12 protein-coding genes are annotated in these 18,120 nt (G+C 68.1%); all 12 read left to right on the forward strand.

Annotated features, from left to right (window positions below):
- Window positions 1-63 precede the first annotated feature (63 nt).
- The 12 genes from KW830_RS06140 to KW830_RS06195 all read left to right on the forward strand — a co-directional run bounded on the left by KW830_RS06140 (window position 64) and on the right by KW830_RS06195 (window position 18,104).
- Window positions 64-792: an SDR family oxidoreductase gene (locus KW830_RS06140; RefSeq protein WP_066534574.1), complete on the forward strand. Its 729-nt coding sequence runs from the start codon at window positions 64-66 to the stop codon at window positions 790-792.
- Window positions 793-837: 45 nt separating this feature from the next.
- Entirely contained in the window at window positions 838-1,458 is a 621-nt protein-coding gene (locus KW830_RS06145) for a 2-hydroxychromene-2-carboxylate isomerase (protein ID WP_066534581.1), read from the forward strand.
- 83 nt (window positions 1,459-1,541) lie between these two features.
- On the forward strand, window positions 1,542-2,534 hold the full coding sequence (locus KW830_RS06150; protein WP_066534583.1) for a nitronate monooxygenase family protein: 993 nt from the start codon (window positions 1,542-1,544) through the stop codon (window positions 2,532-2,534).
- 67 nt (window positions 2,535-2,601) lie between these two features.
- Window positions 2,602-3,453, forward strand: a complete 852-nt coding sequence (locus tag KW830_RS06155; RefSeq protein WP_218332494.1) for an IclR family transcriptional regulator — start codon at window positions 2,602-2,604, stop codon at window positions 3,451-3,453.
- A 331-nt stretch (window positions 3,454-3,784) separates the two neighbouring features.
- The gene (locus tag KW830_RS06160) at window positions 3,785-6,232 is read left to right on the forward strand and encodes a membrane-bound PQQ-dependent dehydrogenase, glucose/quinate/shikimate family (RefSeq protein ID WP_218332495.1); all 2,448 of its coding nucleotides are present in this window, start codon (window positions 3,785-3,787) and stop codon (window positions 6,230-6,232) included.
- A 167-nt stretch (window positions 6,233-6,399) separates the two neighbouring features.
- Window positions 6,400-7,131, forward strand: a complete 732-nt coding sequence (locus tag KW830_RS06165) for a TetR/AcrR family transcriptional regulator (protein ID WP_370626095.1) — start codon at window positions 6,400-6,402, stop codon at window positions 7,129-7,131.
- A gap of 174 nt (window positions 7,132-7,305) precedes the next feature.
- Entirely contained in the window at window positions 7,306-7,680 is a 375-nt protein-coding gene (locus KW830_RS06170; RefSeq protein WP_218332496.1) for a hypothetical protein, read from the forward strand.
- A gap of 282 nt (window positions 7,681-7,962) precedes the next feature.
- Window positions 7,963-12,633, forward strand: coding sequence for a response regulator (locus KW830_RS06175; RefSeq protein WP_218332497.1), 4,671 nt, complete (start codon window positions 7,963-7,965; stop codon window positions 12,631-12,633).
- A gap of 368 nt (window positions 12,634-13,001) precedes the next feature.
- Window positions 13,002-13,637, forward strand: a complete 636-nt coding sequence (locus KW830_RS06180; RefSeq protein WP_218332498.1) for a TetR/AcrR family transcriptional regulator — start codon at window positions 13,002-13,004, stop codon at window positions 13,635-13,637.
- Entirely contained in the window at window positions 13,634-15,424 is a 1,791-nt protein-coding gene (locus tag KW830_RS06185) for an MFS transporter (RefSeq protein ID WP_218332499.1), read from the forward strand. Before KW830_RS06180 ends, KW830_RS06185 begins: the two co-directional genes overlap by 4 nt.
- Before the next feature lie 56 nt (window positions 15,425-15,480).
- Window positions 15,481-16,653, forward strand: coding sequence for an HlyD family secretion protein (locus KW830_RS06190; protein ID WP_218332500.1), 1,173 nt, complete (start codon window positions 15,481-15,483; stop codon window positions 16,651-16,653).
- The gene (locus KW830_RS06195; RefSeq protein WP_218332651.1) at window positions 16,653-18,104 is read left to right on the forward strand and encodes an efflux transporter outer membrane subunit; all 1,452 of its coding nucleotides are present in this window, start codon (window positions 16,653-16,655) and stop codon (window positions 18,102-18,104) included. The genes KW830_RS06190 and KW830_RS06195 overlap by 1 nt, the downstream gene beginning before the upstream one ends.
- The last annotated feature ends 16 nt before the right edge of the window (window positions 18,105-18,120 follow it).

An 18,120-nucleotide genomic window follows, 5' to 3' on the forward strand; every position in this document is an offset into this window, starting at 1 on the left:
AAGGATGGCGGCACATGCATGCCCCACCGGCTGCACTGCATCTGCACACACAGGAGACAAGCCATGAGTGACAAGAAAGCCATCCTCGTGATTGGCGCCGGAGACGCCACGGGTGGCGCGATTGCCAAGCGTTTTGCCCGTGAGGGCTATATCGCCTGCGTCACCCGCCGCAGCGCCGACAAGCTGGAGCCGCTGGTCCAGGAGATCCGCGCCGCAGGTGGTGAAGCCCACGGCTTTGGCAGCGATGCGCGCAAGGAAGACGAGATGGTCAGCCTGATCGAGCACATCGAAAGCCAGATCGCTCCCATCGAAGTGGCGGTGTTCAACATCGGGGCCAATGTGCGCTTTGGCATCACCGAGACCACGGCACGCGTCTATTTCAAGGTCTGGGAAATGGCCTGCTTTGCCGGCTTTCTGATGGGGCGCGAGACCGCCAAACGCATGCTGCCGCGCGGGCGGGGCACAATTTTGTTCACTGGCGCCACCGCCAGCCTGCGTGGGCGCGACGGCTTTGCCGCCTTCGCCGGCGCCAAGCACGGCCTGCGCGCCCTGGCCCAGAGCATGGCACGCGAGCTGTGGCCCCAGGGCATCCATGTAGCCCATCCCATCATCGATGGCGCCATCGACACCGATTTCATCCGCAGCAACTTCCCCGAACGCTATGCGCTCAAGAAGCAGGACGGCATCGTCAGCCCCGAAGCCATTGCCGACGCCTACTGGGCCATCCACCAGCAGCCGCGCAACGCCTGGACGCACGAGACCGAACTGCGCCCTTGGCTGGAGAGCTGGTAAACCGCCGCCCCCCGTCACCACCATCCCCAGACCGGAGCTTGCACCATGCACCAACCGACCGTGGAATTCCTGTTCGACTTTGGCAGCCCCAATGCCTATTTCTGCCACCAGGTGCTGCCCGCCATCGCCGCGCGCACCGGCCAGCCCGTGACCTATGTGCCCATTCTGCTGGGCGGCATCTTCAAGCTGGCCAACAACCGCTCGCCCATGGAGGCGTTTGCCGACATCCCCACCAAGCGCGCCTACGACCAGCTGGAGATCCAGCGTTTCATCCGCAAGCACGACCTGCACCGCTACCAGCGCAACCCGCATTTCCCGGTCAACACGCTGATGATGATGCGCGGCGCCATCGCCGCCCAGCAGATGGGCTGCCTGGACCCCTATGTGGACGCCATGTTTGCCGCCATGTGGGAACGTGCCTTGAACATGGCCGAGCCCGAGCTGTTCCAGAGCGTGCTGCAGCAGGCCGGGCTGGACGCAGCAGCCATCACCGCCGCCATTGCCACACCCGAGGTCAAGAACCGGTTGCTGGCCAACACCCAGCAGGCCTATGAGCGCGGCTGTTTTGGCAGTCCCACCTTCTTTGTCGGCGGCGAGATGTTCTTCGGCAAGGACCGCCTGCGCGAGGTGGAAGAAGAAATCCTGGCCCAGCGTTCCGGCAGCTGACGCCCTGCTCCACCCGCTGCACCATCGCTGCCCCGGCCCTGACGGGGCGCACCTGCAACACCCTTTCCACGCCCTCACACACCATGAAGACACGCATCACCGAACTGTTCAACATCCGCCACCCCATCATCCAGGGCGGCATGCACTATGTGGGCCTGGCGCCGCTGGCGGCAGCCGTCTCCAACGCCGGCGGTCTGGGCATGATCACCGCCCTCACGCTGGGCACGCCCGAGAAGCTGACCCAGGAAATCGCCAAGACCCGGGACATGACGGACCAGCCGTTCGGCGTCAACCTCACCTTTCTACCCTCCTTCACCCAGCCTCCGTACGAGGAATACATCGCCGCCATCCGCGAAGGCGGCATCACGGTGGTGGAAACCGCCGGCCGCAGCCCCGAGGCCTATATGCCCGCCCTGAAAGCCGCCGGCATCAAGGTGATCCACAAATGCACCGCCGTGCGCCATGCGCTCAAGGCCGAACGCATCGGCTGTGACGCCGTCAGTGTGGACGGTTTTGAATGCGGCGGCCACCCCGGCGAGGACGACGTGCCCAATATGATTCTGCTGCCCGCAGCCGCCCGTGCGCTGAAGATCCCGTTTGTCGCCTCCGGCGGCATGGCCGACGGCCGCAGCCTGGTGGCGGCACTCGCGCTGGGCGCCGATGGCATGAACATGGGCACACGCTTTCTGTGCACCCAGGAAGCCCCGGTCCACCAGAACGTGAAGAACGCCATCGTTGCCGCCAGCGAGCTGGACACCCGCCTGGTCATGCGCCCGCTGCGCAACACCGAACGCGTGCTGAACAACCCCGGCGTGCAGAAGCTGCTGGAGATCGAAGCCGCCAAGGGCGCCAGCACCACCATCGAGGACATCCGCGAGCTGGTGGGCGGCATTTACCCCAAGGCCATGGTGCAGGGCGATGTCGATGCCGGCGCCTGGAGCTGCGGCATGGTGGCCGGCCTGATCCACGACATCCCCAGCGTGGCCGAGCTGATCGAGCGCATCATGCGCGAAGCCACCGACGAGCTGATCAACGGCCGCCTGCGTGCCATGGTGGACGCCGGCACATCCGCCTGAAAATCGCGGCATTGCCCGCTTGCCCAGCCATGTCCCAGCCCACGCCTTTCAGCCAGGAGCCAGGGACATGGCATTTCCTCTCCTGCCCATGCGCCCTCCCACGCCCTCCCGCGACATCGGAAAACTGCCGATGCCCATTGACGACCACAAGGAAGACCGCCAGTTCGTCACTGCGCTGGCGCGGGGGCTGCAGGTGCTCAAATGCTTCACCTCGGGCGAGGAGCATCTGGGCAACCAGGAAATCGCCCAGCGTTGCCGCCTGCCCAAATCCACCGTCACCCGGCTCACGCACACCCTGACGCTGCTGGACTTTCTGCACCACGACAGCGTGCAAAACCGCTACCGGCTGGGCATGGCCACGCTGTCCCTGGGCGGCACCACGCTCCTGAGGCTGGACGCGCGCGAAATCAGCCGTCCCGTCATGCAGGAGTTGGCCAACCAGACCGGCTGCCTGATCGCCCTGGGCATGCGCGAAGGCATGTCGATGCTCTATCTGGAAACGGCACGCAGCGATGCCTCGGTTATCACAATCCGGCTGAACCTGGGCTCGCGCATTCCGCTGCACACCACCGCCATGGGCCGCGCCTACCTGGCCGGTTCGCGCCCGGCAGCCCGCAGATCGGTGATGGAGCGGGTCAAAAACCTCAACCCCGAGGGCTATGCCGACATCGAGCGCGCCATCACCCGCGCCGGCGAAGAGTACGAAGCCACCGACTGCTGCACCTCGTACTCGGAATGGCGGGGCGAGGTCGGTGCCATCGCCACCCCGCTGCGCGTGGGCAAGGGCATGCCCATGATGGTTCTCAGCGCCTCGGGCGACATCCGCACCATGACGCCGCAGTTTGTCGAGCACACCGTGCGCCCGCTGCTGCTGCGCAGCGCCTGGGCCATCGAGCAGCATTTCCAGCCGGGCAACTGACGAACTGACGCACAGCCTGCCTCCCAAACGCGTCCCCATGCCAGTATCAGCAGCCAGACGGCCCGGCTAGCGGCATCACAGGGTGCGCGTCCGTCCATGGCGCCAGCGAAGCGCCGCGCAAACGCAGGCACGCCCGCCCCAACCCGTGACAGCCCATCGCGCACATGCGCCAGCAGCGGTCGCCGCCATTGAATTTCACAAATTTCTGAAATATCCGGTACACGCCAGCACGACATGGACTTTATTTCCCATGAAGAATGGACTTTTTTTCCCACAACAATAATGGCCTGCATGGTTCCATGCCCAGGCCCGTTTTCATGCGAGGTTCGATATGACTCATCAAGCGCAGGCGCGGCCGGTGGCGGCGCGTGTTTGGCTCTGGATCCTGGGGGCAGTGCTGGCCGTGGCCGGCCTGGCCTTCGTGGTTGGCGGTGCCAAGCTCATCAGTCTGGGAGGCAGCTGGTACTTTGCGCTGGCGGGCATCGGCCTGCTGGCCTCCGGCTTGCAGACCGTTCGCCGCCACCGCAGCGGAGCATGGCTGTACCTGCTGACCTTTGCGGCGACCGTGGTCTGGGCACTGTGCGAAGTGGGTCTGGATTACTGGAGCCTGATCTCCCGCCTGCTGGCGCTGACCTTTGGCGCCGTGGTGGTGCTGGCCAGCATGCCGCTGCTGCGCCAGGGCGGTGTGCCTGCCGGCTCCCGCGCCAAAGCGCCCCTGGCCACGGCCGGAGTGCTGCTGATCGCGGGTCTGGCCGCTTTTGCCTCCATGTTCCAAATCCATCCCGAGGTCAGCCCCCAGGCCGCTGCAGCCACGCGCAAGCCCGTGGATGCCGCCAGCGAACAAAAGGACTGGAACCACTACGGCAACAGCAGCAACAACGACCGCTTTGCCGCGCTGGACCAGATCAATGTGGACAACGTGAACCAGCTGCAGGTGGCCTGGACCTTCCACACCGGTGATGTACCCAAATCTACCGGCGCAGGCGCCGAAGACCAGCTGACGCCGCTGCAGGTGGGCGACAAGGTGTTCCTCTGCACGCCCAGCAACAATGTGATCGCACTCGATGCCGACACCGGTCAGCAGCTGTGGCGCCATGACACCAACTCCCATGTGGGCGGCGTGTGGGAACGCTGCCGCGGCCTGGCCTATTTCGATGCCGAAGCCCCCCTGGCCCAGCCCAGCGTCCCGGGCTCGACACCGGTGCAGGCCGTGGCTCTGCCCGCCACCGGCAGCTGCAAGCGCCGTATTCTGATGAACACCATCGACGCGCGCCTGTTTGCCCTGAACGCCGACACCGGCGCGCTGTGCGATGACTTTGGCACCCATGGCGTGGTCGATCTCAAGCAGGGCCTGGGCAACATTGCCAACCCCGCCTACTACACCCTGACCTCGGCCCCTACCGTGGCAGGCACCACCATCGTCATCGGCGGCCGTGTGGCCGACAACGTGCAGGTGGACATGCCCGGCGGCGTGATCCGCGGCTTCGACGTGGTGACCGGTGCCCAGCGCTGGGCATTTGACGCCGGCTCGGCCACGCCGAACGCGCTGCTCAGCCCCGGCCAGACCTACACCCGCTCGTCCGCCAACGTGTGGGCGGGCACCACCTACGACCCCAGCTCCAACACCGTGTACCTGCCCATGGGCTCGCCCTCGGTCGATCTGTATGGCGCCACCCGTTCGGCAGCCGACCTGAAATACGGCGCCTCCGTTCTGGCGCTGGACGCCGCGACCGGCAAGGAAAAATGGGTCTACCAGACCGTGCACAACGATCTGTGGGACTTCGACATTCCCATGGCCCCCACGCTGATCGACTTTCCCCACCCCGACGGTGCCACCACGCCCGCACTGGTCGTCGGCACCAAGGCCGGACAGATCTTTGTGCTGGACCGCAAGACCGGCCAGCCCCTGACCAAGGTGGAAGACGTGGCCGTCAAGCCCGGCAGCATCCCGGGCGAGAAATATGCACCCACCCAGCCGCTGTCCGTCGGCATGCCGCAGATCGGCACGCAGACACTGACCGAAGCCGATATGTGGGGCGCCACGCCGCTGGACCAGCTGATGTGCCGCATCAAGTTCAAGTCCATGCGCTATGACGGCCTGTTCACCGTGCCGGATACCGATGTCTCGCTGAGCTTCCCCGGCTCGCTGGGCGGCATGAACTGGGGCGGCCTGTCGGCCGACCCGACCAACCAGCTGCTGTTCGTGAACGACATGCGCCTGGGCCTGTGGGTGCAGATGGTGCCGCAGAAGAAGGATGCCGCGCTGTCCGACGGCGGCGAAGCACCCAACACCGGCATGGGCCAGGTGCCGCTGGGCGGCACGCCCTACGCGGTGATGAAGGACCGCTTCATGTCGCCGCTGGGCATTCCCTGCCAGAAGCCGCCGTTCGGCACGCTGACCGCCATCGACATGAAGACCCAGCAAGTGGCCTGGCAAGTGCCTGTGGGCACGGTGCAGGACACCGGTCCCATGGGAATCAAGATGCGCCTGCCGCTGCCCGTGGGCCTACCCACACTGGGCGGCACCCTGGCCACGCAGGGCGGCCTGGTGTTCTTTGCCGGCACGCAGGACTACTACCTGCGCGCCTGGGATACGGCCACCGGCAAGGAAATCTGGAAGAGCCGCCTGCCCGTGGGCAGCCAGGGCGGCCCCATGAGCTACAAGTCGCCCAAGACCGGCAAGCAGTATGTGGTGATCTCGGCCGGCGGTGCCCGCCAGTCGCCCGACCGCGGCGACTATGTGATCGCCTACGCGCTGCCGGACGGCACCGCCAGGTAAGCCCCGGCCCTGCGCGCACTTTCTGTTCCACGGAATGCGCGCAGCGCCAGCTCCCCGACGCCATGGTCTGCAAGGGTCATGGCTTTTTTTGTCTCTGGCGCCCGCTGCCGCTGCGCGTGCTACGCTGGCAGGCTTTGGTGGACGACAGCTTGCAAAGAGAGATGGTGGTGAACGCGCAGCACAACAGTGACAAGGCTTACGGCATGGCGCCGGCCACACCCCAGGCTGCACCCTGCCATGCCAGCGACCTCAGCGACACTGGCCGCCCGCCCCCCGATGCAGCGGCAGACTCCGCCGCCGACATGCGCCGGGCCCTGCTGGAAGCGGGCCGCACCGAATTCGCCAACTACGGTTTTGACGGCGCCCGGCTGGAGCGCATCGTGGCCAAGGTGGGCTGCGCCAAGCGCATGCTGTACTACTACTTTGGCAACAAAAAGGATGTGTACCTGGCCGTCATCGCCCAGTGCTACAGCGATATCCGGGCCTCGGAAGAACAGCTCAACCTCGACGCCCTGCCGCCGTTGCAGGCCCTGCACGCGCTGGCGCAGAAAAGCTTCGAGTACCACGAACAGAACCAGGAATTCACCCGCCTGGTGCTGCAGGAGAACTTTCAGGGGGCCCAGCTGCTGGGCCAGGTCTCCAACACCGAGCTGCTGCGCAAGGCCGCACTGGAGCCGGTGGAGCGCATTCTGCAGCGCGGCGTGGCGCAAGGCGTGTTCCGCGCCGATGTAACGGCGGTCGACGTCCACTACCTGATTTCCGCCCTGTCGAGCTTTCGTGTCGACCACGCCGCCACCTGGAACAGCCTGCTGCAGGTGGATCTGCTAGGCGACACCCTGCGCACACGCCACCTGCACCTGTTGCTCGACCAGCTCAGCCGTCTTGTGCGCCAGCCCTGAACGCGGCGCCTGTCTCATACCGCCCTATGCCCCATGCCGCGGCTTGTGTTTGCGCACGCGGCATTTGCGCTACATTGGGCATCCATTTTTCCCATCCGGCGCGCCCCGTGCGCTCCTGTTTTTGCAGGCCCTGCAGCCATGCTGCCAGCGCCCCACCACGGACACCCTCCTGCCATGTGGCCTTTTGATCTGCTGCGCAAGCTCTCCCGCGGCCCCGATGTGGGCGAAACCTTCCGCCACTTCATCGGTTGTTACCTGTTCGGCTTCGAGGCCGAAGGCGAGCAGCAGCCTACCTACATCGCCCTGCCTTCCAACCTGGAATGGCTGGAACGCGAAGTCCAGCAGTACCTGCAGGAATTTGTGGACGAACACCCCCATGCCAGCGAAGTCCCCGCCATCCAGGCCACGCTGGCCGATCTGCCCCAACGCCTGGCCGCCCATGTGGCCGGCGGCATGGGCCAGCCCTTTCTGGCATTGCCCGGTGTGAACCTGTTCATCCGCAAAGGTATGCGCGAGCGGCGCAAGGAAAACGGCAAGTACGCGGAATAAGCCGCCCCGGCGCGGCCGCTACACCCCGGTCAACCCCGGGTTGACAGCCCCAACAGATCGCGCGGATGCCCATGCCGGGCCGGCCAGCGACCTGACTTCCCTGCCCACGGTCTGCAGTGGCGCAGCGAATTGCTCGGAGGAAGCGGTCTACACGCCCATCTCGCGCTACGCTTGCAGCTTGCATGGATTTGCCTGCGTGCTGCCCGCAGGCGCGTACCATAGCTGCCGCCTGCCTTCCCCCGACTTTGTGCTGCATGCCGCCAGGCCTGCCTCCCCACTGCCATGACCGATCTCCTGACGCCCCCGGCTGCACCCACCCCGGCCTCTGCCAACCTGGCAGGAGCCCGTGTTCAGGTGCCGCCCTCGCTGGGCGCCATGCTGCAGGAGCTGCCGGCCCTGCTGCAATCGACCTATCCCCTGGCGCCGTCCCAGGCCGCCCAGTTGCTGCACCAGACCGCCCGCGCACTGGACGTGGTGCAGCAACCCGGCCTGGCCCGGCTGCTGCGGGCCATGGAAACCGCGCTGCGCCAGCCCGTCGCACCGACCGGCACGGCGCCAGGCAGCCCGCTCCCCCGCGATGTACTGCTGCTGGCCGCCAAGGACGCCCAGGCCCACCTGCAGACTCTGCAGGCCGGCCGCAACGCACAGGTGGCCCACCTTTTCCCGGCCTACCGCGCCGTCTGCAAGCTCGGCGGCAAGGACAGCGCCCACCCGGCCGACCTGTGGGAGCTGCTCTGGCAACTGGCTCCCGTTCCCGCGCCGCTGCCCGCCGCGCTGCAGGTACCGCCCCACAGGGTGGCCCCGTCCACCCGCGCTCTGCTGGACCAGCAGGTGCTGGCCGTGGTCAAGAACGCCGACGCCCCAGCTGCCGCCCGCCTGCGCGACCTGTGCCTGGGCCTGGCCCAGACCTGCGCGGCACCGGCCGACACTGCCTTCTGGCAGGCAGCGGCCGGCTGCTTTGACGCCACGGCCCATGGCCTGCTGGAGCAAGACCTCTACACCAAGCGCCTGGCCTCGCGCGTGCTGATGCACTACGCCAGCGTGGCCAAGGCCGGCGACTCCGCCTTCACCCCGCCGCCCGACACCCTGGTGCGTGATCTGCTGTATTACTGCGCCCAGGCCGCCGACACCGCCGCCATGGTGATGGACGGCCTGCCGCCCGTGCTGCAGGCCATCTGCCACAGCTGCCAGCTGCTGCCCGCAGACGCTCCGGCACGGGTCACACAGGCTGTCACGCCCCCCGGTGACACCACACTGACCCTGGACCTGGGCCGCGGAGCCGAAGCCCTGGCCATCCCCACCACTGTGGCTGCGCCGCTGCACGATCCACTGGCAGAGCCCCGCTCCACCACGCCTGCAGCCGGCCCATCTGCCACATCAGACGATGCAGGCCTGAACCTTTCGCACCTGGTGTTCGGCGACGAGCCCGAAGCGTCGGAGGCACCGGCCGACATCGCTGAACCGTCCGCCCCGCCCGCCGCGCGGGCACCGATACCACAGCCGGTGGCGCAAACCGCCGGGGACCTCTCCATCGCCACCCCGGCCTCGGCTGCCACCAGCGCAGCGCACGATGCTGCTCTGCCCGCCACCGCAGGCGTCGTCGAAGCGATGGACACTTCGGCGGTACCGCACAGTGCGACCGCCCTGGACAACACAGCGACCCCTGCAGCGGCAGCATCTTCCGTAGTACCCCACGCAGCCGGGCCAAGCGAGATCGCCTCCGTGGCGGCCGTGTCTGCAGCGAACACGCCAGCGGCAGCAGAGCCTCTCACTGAGCCTGTTCTGCTCGCCGAGGCCATCACACCGCACCCCGCCAACATGCCGGAAGGCGTTGTCGATGCAACCCTTGCCGAGCAGGAGCACGCCACATCCGCCGCTCCTGCAGACAGCATTGGGAGCACCACGACAGCCGAAGCCGCCAGCGGCGAGCACAGCGCACCCGACACCGACACCGACACCGACACCGATGCTCCCCCAGTGGAAACCGCTCAGGAGCGTTCCGAATCAGTGACGGACAGTGCGCAGGCAGAACGCCCGGCAGACGATGGAAACACAGCATTCCCCACGGAACTGGCAACCACAGCCGACACCGCAGACGCCGTCAGTACCAGCGCCGATGTGCCACCGCCGCAGGACGCTGCGGCACAGGCTGCCGCCCCCATGGACGACCGCACCGCTCTGGCCACACGCCTGGCCGCAGCCGCCGTGCCCGAGCTGCAACCCGGTGCCGCCCTGCTGCAAGGTGCGGCCGGTCAGCCCCGGGCAGAACCCAACCAGGGCTTTTTGACCGAAGCCGACGGCCTCAGCCAGCAGTTGCAGACCGAGATCACCGCGTGGGCGGCAGAAAGCGACACCCCCCTGCCCCCCACAGCCGCAGAGCAGGCGCGCGCGCTGACCCGCAGCGCCTGGGGCGCTGGCTGCACCGAGATTTCGCTGCTCACCCACACCCTGCAGATGGTGCTGGAGCGCCTGCGCCGCAACGCCACGGCTGCACAGCGCCAGGCCTGTGTGCATGCCGCCGACGAAGTGCTGCGCCTGCTGCACCAGTTTGCCGCCGGCTTCATGCGCCGCCCCCACCCCCAGGTGCTGGAAGCCTTGAACCACATCCTGGCAGATACGGTATCCACACCACCAGCGCCGGACAGCGAAACCCGTCCGGCCCAAGACGAAACCGACGCCGACGGGGCAGCCCCCGACCGCCACACCACTTTCATCGACGGCACGGCCACCCACCAGGCCATCGGGCACGAAGAAGTGCCTGCCGCCGTGCCAGTCCCGGCCTCGGTCCTGCCCAGCGTGGACCAGCTCGAACCCGTGCGCTTTGCAGTGTTCGAGGAAGAGGTGCTTGCCGTCTGGCCTGCGCTGCAGACCGCACTGCACCAGTGGATGGAGCGACCTGCCGAGCAGGGCACGCCCCGCCAGACCCTGCTGCGCAGCCTGCACACCTTGAAGGGCAGCGCCCGCCTGGCCGGTGCCGCCGCCTGGGCCAGCCAGGTGCATGCCCTGGAAGACCTGGCCCTGCTGGCGCAACCCAATGACGGGCCGCTGGGCCCCAGTGCCCTGCAACAGCCCCTGGAAGTGCTGCGCATCGCCTTCGTCGCCCTGCAGCAAGAGCTGGCGGCGCGCCACCCCGAGCGCTCGCTGCAGCACTGGGGCGCCAGCCCCATTGACACCGTGGGCCGCCACGCCCAGGCGCTGTGGGGCACCCACGAGCAAACCCAGCAGTCCGTGGCCGACAACCACCAGATGCTGGCCGAGATGGAAAGCTGCCTGCAGCGCCTGCGCGCCCAGCTCAAGGACTGCGCCGCCTGGGCCGACACCCTGGTGCTGCACGGCGATATGGACTTGTCCTATGAATGGCATGAAGAGCTGCACGATCTGATCCACGGCCTCAGCGACGGAGTGGACGACATCGGCACCGTGCAGCGCCAGCTGCAGCACGGCCTGGCGACGGCGGACACCGCCCTCACCACCCAGGCCGGCCACCTGCGCGCGCTGCAGCACACGCTGCTGTACGCGCGCCTGACTCCGCTGGCCCAGCTGCACGAACGCCTGCTGGCCACCGTGCAATTGGCCGCCAGCGACACTGGCAAGCCCACCCAGCTGCTACTGGAAGGCGGCGACCAGTTGCTGGAGCGCAATGTGGCCGACCAGCTGGCACCGGCACTGGAGCATCTGCTGCGCAACTGTGTGGACCATGGCATCGAACCTGCGGCCCGGCGCCAGGCCGCCGGAAAGCCCGCCGCAGGCCAGATCACGGTGCGCCTGCACACCCAGGGCCCGGTCCAGACCTTGACCGTGCAGGATGACGGTGCCGGCCTGCAGGTGGGGCGCGTCCAGACCAAGGCTCTCGCCCTGGGCCTGCTGCAGCCGGGCGAGACCGTGGACGCCCGGCGCGCAGCCGAACTCATCCTGCATCCGGGCCTGAGCACCGCCGCCCAGATCACCGAACTCTCCGGCCGAGGCATTGGCATGGACGCCGTGCAGGCCGGCGTGCAGCAGCTCGGCGGCCAGTTGCACATCGACAGCCAGCCCGGACTGGGCTGCACCTTCACCATCACCCTGCCCGCGCCACCGCAGGTGGAGCAGGTCGTGGCCCTGCGGGCCGGCAGCTGGAGCATTGCCCTGCCAGCCCGCAGCATCGAAGCCGTGCGCCACATCCCCGCCGCACAGATGGACGAGGCAGTCGCCCAGGGCATGCTGCCCGACGATGTGACCGGCCCCATGCCCCTGTACTGGGCCGGTGCCGTGTGGCAGCAATCCGCCCGCAGCATTGCCCCGCCGGTGGACGGCCAGTCCATTGCCCTGGTGGTGCGCAGCGACACCTCGCGCTGGGCACTGCAGGTGGATGAAGTCCTGGGCACACAGGAAGTGGCGCTGCAGCCCCCCGCCGATGTGGCCGTGCCCCTGCCCGGCCTGCTGGGCACCGCTGCCCAGCCCAGCGGCCAGGTGCTGCAGGTGTACGACCCCTATGCGGCCCTGGCAGCGCACGAGGCGCGTCGCCTGCTGCAGTCCGCCCAGCCGGTGGCCGCCAGCGACAATGCCAGCGCCCCGGAAGTGCCACCGCCTCTGGTGCTGATCGCCGACGACTCCATGAGCGTGCGCCGCCTGGCCCAGCACCTGTTGCAGACCCAGGGATACCGCGTGGCCACCGCCGCCGACGGCCTGCTGGCCTGGCAGCTGCTGGAAGACGGCGAGTTGCCGGCCCTGCTGCTGGCCGATATCGAAATGCCCGAGATGGACGGCCTGGAACTGCTGCGCCGCGTGCGCGCCGACGCCCGCTGCAAGCAGCTGCCGGTGGTGATGCTCACCGCCCACGAAGCCGGTCCGGTGAGCCAGAAAGCCATCGACGCCGGGGCACAGGCCTTCCTGACCAAGCCCTACGCACCGAACGAGCTGCTGGCTTTGGTCCGGCGCTGCGCCCGGGTGCCCGAGAGCGACCTGCAGCCGTAAGCCACTGCTGCACTGCATCTGCACGCGGTGCAGCGTGTGCTGACCGCGCCCTACCCCGGCCCCATCCGACTCGCACGCACGGGTGCCGACTGGTGGCACGCCCTAGACGCACGGAACTGCAGCAGCTGCAGGAGTGATTCGGCGGCGCTCCGGCAGGACCCACGGTGCCCGCGCAGCAACCGCTGCGGCGACTTTCTGCGCCGCTGTGGCGCGCTGGCCGCACTGGCCCCGGTAGCCCTGTAGCCCAGTAGCCCACCACCCTGGGCAGATCCACCTCGGACCTGGCAGGTCCGGCAATAACCCGCTTCGCGCCATGGCTGCTCAGGCGCTAAAACAAAACGGACAAAATTGTCCGAAAATTCACCCCCATGACCTCCTGCCCCACCAAACGCCCCGATGCCGCCACCCGCCGCGCCCAGTTGCTGGATGCCGCGGACACCGTGTTCACCCAACACGGCGTGAATGCCCCGCTGGAGCTGGTGGTGGAACAGGCCGGTGTGGGCCGCGCCACGCTGTACCGCCAGTTCCCCGATCGCCACGCCATCTTGCTGGCCCTGATGGAACGTTCGGCCCAGCGCCTGCATGACCAGGCCGATCGGCTGAAGGACAGACCGGACGCCTTCTTCGCCTTGCTGGAATACCTGTCCGCCCGCATCGTGGGTTCGCCCGCGCTGTCGGATTACTGGCGCACCGCCAAGCTGGACGACCCGCGCGTCAACGCCCTGCGCCAACGGGTTTGGTCGGCGTTCGGCCCGGCCCTGGAACGCGGCAAGCAAAGCGGTCTGATCCGCGCCGATATCCAGGCACAGGACATTTCCCTGCTGTCCAGCATGCTGGGGGCAGCATTGCGGGGCAACACCGACGCCGAACGCCGCCGCCTGGCCCGCCAGGCGCTGGGCATTGTGCGCCGCGGCCTGCAGCCGGATGCCGACACCGCGGCCGCCTCTGCCGCGTCAGCCGCCGCTTCGGTGGATTCTGCCGCTTCAGCCGTTTCTGCCGCATGACCGAAACCGTCTACCTGCGCCGCCCCCCCGACTGGGAGGAGCACGAAAAACCGGCCCTGCCCGGTTCGCCCGCCATGCCCTGGCATGCGCCGTGGGAGCGAGTCTGCTACGCCCTGGTGGCCGTGCTGGTGGGGCTGACCGGGGGCCTGGGCAATGCCTTGTTCACCGCCAACCTGCCCACCATCCAGGGGCAGATGGGGCTCACACCCAGCGAGGCTGCCTGGCTGTCCGGCGCTTACGTCACCTTCAATGTGACCGCCAACATGCTGGTCTACAAATTCCGCCAGCAGTACGGCATGCGCCTGTTTGCCGAGATCGGCCTGGGCCTGTACGCCCTGCTGTGCGTGCTGCACCTGCTGCTGGGCAGCCCGCAAAGCCTGCTGTGGCTGCGCGGTGCCAGCGGCCTGGCAGCAGCAGCCTGCACCTCGCTGGGCACGCTGTACATGCTGCAGGCGCTGCCGCGCACCTATGTGCTCAAGCTGCTGGTGCTGGGCGTGGGCGTGAGCCAGCTGGCCACGCCCCTGGCCTGGATGCTGTCGCCCAGCCTGCTCAACCACGGCCAGTGGCACAACCTGTACATGCTGGAAGCCGGCCTGGCGCTGCTGTCGTTTGCCGCCGTGGTGCTGCTCAAGCTGCCGGCGGGGGTGCACATCCAGGTCTTCGGCAAGCGCGATTTTCTGAGCATGGCACTGCTGATTCCCGGCGTGGGCCTGCTGGTGGCCGTGCTGGTGCAAGGCACCACCCGCTGGTGGTTCAATGCGCCCGAGCTGGCCTGGCTGCTGTGCGGTGCCATCGTCCTGCTCTTTGCCGGTCTCTATCTGGAACACCACCGCCCCAATCCGTTGCTCTACACCCGCTGGTTCACACAAAGCGCCACCATCCGCTTTGTGATCGGTGCCATCGTGCTGCGCTTTCTGACCACCGAGCAAAGCTATGGCGTGGTGGGCCTGATGCGCACGCTGGGCATGACGCCCGACCAGATGCAGCCGCTGTTCGTGGTGATCTTCTTCGGCACGCTGCTGGGCATTGTGCTGTCGTCGGCCACCTTCGGCCTGGACAACGCTGCCAAGCAGTTGCTGGCTGCCCTGGTGCTGCTGGCGGCAGGCGCCTTCCTGGACTTTCACCGCACCAGCCTGGACCGCCCGGCCGACTTCTATCTCAGCCAGTTCCTGCTGGCCGTGGGCTCGGGCATCTTCATGGGCCCGCTGATGCTGCTGGGCGTGGTGCAGGGCCTGAAAAATGGCCCCAGCCACATGCTGACGGCCATTCTGACCATCTCCATGACCCAGGCGCTGGGCGGACTGATCGGATCTTCGCTGCTGGGCACCTACCAGACCTACCGCGAACAGTCCTATTCGGTGGATCTGGTGCAGCAGATCAACCCGGCCAACCCGCTGGTGGCGCAACGCCTGCAGCTGCAGCAGCAGGCTCTGGCCCCCACCATCACCGATCCCGTGCTGCGCTCCGCCCAGGGCACGGCCCAGCTGGCCGCCACCGTGCGGCGCGAGGCCAATGTGCTGGCCTACAACGATGTGTTCCACGTCGTCGCCCTGGTGGCTTTTGTCTACCTGGCCTGGTGCCTGCTGGAAATCGGCCAGGCCCGGCGCGCAGCCGCGCGGGCGGCACGCCATGCCCGCAGCCTTCAGGACAGTGCCAGCGAAGTCGGTACCGACGCCGCCAATGCCACGCCGGACGATGACGGTGACGATACCGATGACGTCCCCGCACCCGCTGCCGCACCGGCCTCTGCGGCCCGGCCGCCACCCGCCACCGCAGACGCCCGCTGATGCCTGCGGCGCCTTGCGCCGGCCCCTTTTTGCTCCCCATAACCGAACCCAACAACATGAGCACCGCTCCCACTTCCACACCGACTTCTGCCCCCACGCCGCCCGCAGCCCCTGCCGCCGCGGCCCCGGGCCCGTCCCCCACTCCCAAGAAAGAGCGCCCCACGCTGCGCAGCGCGCTGATGGCCGTGGTGATCGGCGTGCTCGGCATCACGCTGGTGCTGCGCGCCTGGAATGTGGGCCCGTTCCAGACGGCCGACATCTCCACCGACAACGCCTATGTACGCGGCCAGGTCACGGTGCTGGCGCCCCAGGTCAACGGCTATGTGACGGAAGTGCTGGTCAAGGACTACGAACGCGTCACTGCCGGCCAGCCGCTGGTCAAGATCGACACCCGCAGCTATGAAGCCGCGCTGGCCCAGGCCCAGGCCCAGTTGGCCAATGCCAAGGCGCAGCTGGCGAATTCGGCCCAGACCCAATCGCAGAACCACGCCGGACTGGGGGCCAAGCAAGCCACCCTGTCGGCCGCGCAGGCCGAATCCGAACGTGCCCAGGCCGAACTGCGCCGCGTGGAAGACCTGGCCAGCCGCGGTTCGGTGTCGCTGAACGAGCGCGACAAGGTGCGCGCCACCGCCCGCCTGGCCGCCAGCAATGTGGACAAGGCCCGGGCCGACATCGCCATCGGCAACGAAGCCATCAAGGCCACCACCGTGAACCGCGATGCCCTGCAGGCCGCCGTGCAGATGGCCGAAGCCCAGGTGCAGCAGGCCCGCATCAACCTGGACAACACCACGGTGCACGCCCCCAGTGACGGGCAGGTGAGCGAAGTGACGGTGCGCAAGGGCCAGTACGTGGCCGCCGGCAGCCAGCTGCTGTACGTGGTGCCGCCCCAGCTATGGGTGGTGGCCAATTTCAAGGAAACCCAGACCGCCCATGTGCGCATCGGCCAGCCCGCCCGCTTCACCGTGGACGGCCTGGAAGGCGCACAGCTGACCGGCACCGTGCTGGAGATTGCGCCCGCCACCGGCTCGGAGTTCTCCGTGCTCAAGGCCGACAACGCCACCGGCAACTTCACCAAGGTGGTACAGCGCCTGCCGGTGAAGATCGCCATCGATGCCGGCCAGCCCGACGCGGCGCGCCTGCGCCCCGGCATGTCCGTGATCGCCCATGTGGATACTGCTGCCGCGCCCCAGGCCCCGGCGGTCCCCGCCGCAGAGGGTCCGCAGCCATGATGCGCCGCTCCACCCCAGCCACAGCCACGCTGGCGGCGGTGCTGGCCGCCGCCCTGCTGTCCGCCTGCGCCCCTCTGCCTCCCGCCGCGCCCGACAACGCCCGGCCGCAGCTGCCTGCGCAGTGGAGTACAGCGGCCGAAGCCGGCACCGCCCCCATCGCGGCCCAGTGGTGGCAGCAGCTGGGCGATACCCAACTCAACGCACTGGTACAGCAGGCGCTGGCGAACAACACCGATGTGCTGACCGCCGCGGCGCGCGTGCAGGAAGCCCAGGCCAACCTGGCCGCCACCGACGCCGCGCGCAGCCCGCAGCTCAACGCCACACTGGGCGCCCAGGCCGGCCGCAGCCTGACCGTGCTGGGCCCCAGCCAGTCGCGCAATATGCAACCCGGCCTACAGGCCAGCTGGGAACTGGACCTGTGGGGGCGGCTGTCCCAGCAGAGCCAGGCCGCAGCCGCCCGGCTGCAGGCCAGCCAGGCCGACCGCGCTGCGGTGCAGCTGACGGTGGCCGCCACCACGGTGCAAACCTATGTGGGCCTGCGCGCGCTGCAGCAGCAACTGGCCATCAGCCAGGCCACCGTCGCCTCACGGGAAAAAGCACTGCAGCTGGCCCAGGACCAGCAGCGCGTGGGCTATATCTCGCAGCTGCAGGTCACCCAGGCCCAGGCCGAGCATGAAAGCGTGCAGCAGCAGGTGCAGCAGCTGCAATGGCAGGTCGACAAACAGCTGGCCACCTTGAACCTGCTGCTCGGCCAGGCCGGCGGCAACACCGCGCTGGCCGCAGCACCCACGCAGCGCCTGCAGGATCTGCAGCTGCCCGCCGTGCCGTCCAGCCTGCCATCGCAGCTGCTGGAACGCCGCCCCGACATCGCCCGCACCGCCGCCCTGCTGGCCGCCAGCGACCACCAGTTGCAGGCCCAGCGCGCCGCCTTTCTGCCGCAGGTGAACCTCAGTGCCAGCGTGGGCAGCTTGCTGGTCAACTCGCTCAACTACAACCCGCTGACCGTGTGGAGCCTGGGCGGCAGCCTGCTGGCCCCGCTGTTCAACGGCGGCCGTCTGCAGGCACAGCTGGACGCCGCAACCGCCCAGCGCGACCAGGCGGCCTACGCCTACCGCGGCGCCGTGCTGGCCGCATTTGCCGATGTGGAGTCTGCGCTGACTGGCACCCAGCGCCTGGCCCAGCAGACACTGCACGCCACACAGCGCCGTGATGTGCTGCACCAGACCCTGGGCTATGCCCATGACCGCTATGAAGCCGGCTATGCCAGCTACCTGGAGGAGCTGGACGCCCAGCGCAACCTCTATGCGGCCGAGCTGGAGGTGGTGCGCCTGCACCAGGCCGAGCTGGACAACCGCGTGCAGCTGTACAAAGCCCTGGGCGGCGGCTGGCAGGCCAGTACCGAGGGTGATGCAGGTGGGGCTGGTGGAGCTACGCCCCCATCAGGGCCCTAGTCACTGCCACGCCAAG

It is taken from the genome of Comamonas sp. CMM03 (assembly GCF_019218715.1).
Taxonomy (GTDB): Bacteria; Pseudomonadota; Gammaproteobacteria; order Burkholderiales; family Burkholderiaceae_C; genus Comamonas; species Comamonas terrigena.